The sequence below is a fragment of the Gordonia jacobaea genome (assembly GCF_965344965.1).
Classification (GTDB): domain Bacteria; phylum Actinomycetota; class Actinomycetes; order Mycobacteriales; family Mycobacteriaceae; genus Gordonia; species Gordonia jacobaea.
Map to the genome: position 1 here is coordinate 1 of NZ_CBDRLS010000014.1, position 738 is coordinate 738.

Genomic DNA, 738 nt, shown 5'->3' on the forward strand with positions numbered 1-738 from the left:
GTATGTGTTGGATGCGCGGTTGGGTGTGGTGCCGCCTGGTGTGCCTGGTGAGTTGTATTTGGGTGGTGTGCAGGTGGCGCGTGGGTATGCGTCGCGTGCGGGGTTGAGTGCTGAGCGGTTTGTGGCGGATCCGTTTGGTGGTGGGGGTTCGCGGTTGTATCGGACGGGTGATTTGGTGCGGTGGGGTGTTGGTGGGGAGATCGAGTATTTGGGGCGTACGGATTTTCAGGTGAAGTTGCGTGGGCAGCGGGTGGAGTTGGGTGAGGTGGAGGCGGTGGTTGCTGCGGCGCCGGGTGTGGTGCATGCGGTGTGTGCGGTGGTTGATGGTGGTGGTGGTCAGCAGTTGGTGGGGTATGTGTCGCCGGGGTCGGTGGATGTGGATGTGGTGGGCGAGTATGTGTCTGGGGTGTTGCCGGGTTATATGTGTCCGTCGGTGTGGGTGGTCACTGATGAGTTGGTGTTGAACAGTTCGGGGAAGTTGGATCGTCGGGCGTTGCCGCCGGTGGTGGTGGCGGAGGTGGGGTTTGTGGCGCCGGTGTCGTCGTCGCAGGTGTTGGTGGCGCAGGTGTTTGAGCGGGTGTTGGGTGTGTCGCGGGTGGGGTTGGGGGAGTCGTTTTTCTTGTTGGGTGGTAATTCGTTGTCGGCGATGCGGGTGGCTGCTGGGGTGGCGGATGTGTTCGGGGTGTCGGTGTCGGTGCGTGATGTGTTTGATGCACCTACCGTCGAAGAACTCGCCGA

General features: G+C 62.1%; 1 protein-coding gene. It reads left to right on the forward strand.

The features are described from left to right. The coding region (locus tag ACRVY7_RS22575) for a phosphopantetheine-binding protein (RefSeq protein WP_431818713.1) at positions 1-738 on the forward strand (738 nt) is incomplete at both ends.